2 pseudogenes are annotated in these 823 nt (G+C 46.5%); one reads left to right on the top strand and one right to left on the bottom strand.

The window, feature by feature from the left end:
- A pseudogene (locus CIK04_RS25160) lies at positions 1-234 on the top strand (collagenase); the annotation flags it as partial.
- A gap of 105 nt (positions 235-339) precedes the next feature.
- Here CIK04_RS25160 and CIK04_RS25165 read toward each other — a convergent pair.
- Positions 340-823 (bottom strand): annotated as a pseudogene (locus tag CIK04_RS25165) (LysR substrate-binding domain-containing protein); the annotation flags it as partial.

Consider the following 823-nt stretch of genomic DNA (forward strand, 5'->3'; position numbering starts at 1 on the left):
GCGAAGTGGCGCATTTGGTTAAGCGATCTCACCCCTTCGGACAGCCAAGGCAACGTGAACCTGTACGCCAGCCGTGAACATTGGCCAACCCCAGAGCAGCACCAGTTTGCATCTCGCTACGCTGGCAGCAACCAATACCTCGCGATTCCTGTTGAGCAAGCGGGTTATCTGCATTTTTCACTCAACGCGCCACAACAAGGCGATGACGTCGAGATGGTGGTTTACTTCCACTGATCATGAGTTGGAAAGACAAATGAAATACAAACGCACCGCAAGGTGGCGTTTGAGGTTTTGAAATTAAAGACGAGAAAACCTTCATTTTCTCATTTCAAACTGTATTCAATTGACGATATTTGCCTGGCGCTTTAAATGATCAAGGAACATCGGAATCTTTTTCGCCAAGTGCTTTCGGGAAGAATAAAAAGCATACAGTACTAAATCATCAGGCTCATACTCCATTTCTACCACCTCCAAAACGCCTAAATCCAATTCGGATTGGCAAAATTCAACAGGCAGTATCGAAAAMCCTAAGCCAGAAACTGCGCCAGTTTTAGCAAGAAGCCCGCTGTTCACTTTGAATGAAGAATGCACTTTTTGAGTAATCCGCTCACCTTTGCCATTGCTGAATACCCACGGTGTACCATTTAACACGGTGAAACTACTGATGCATGGAACGTGTTTTAAATCGGTAATCTGAAAAGGTCTGGGAACGCGCTGCAAGAGTTTTGGGGCGGCGACCACCACACTTGGCCAGCGTTTAATCTCCTGCGCGATCCAACTGCTGTCTGCGAGTTGACCTCGATGAAACTAAACGATATCAAAG

The organism is Vibrio sp. 03_296, assembly GCF_002265885.1.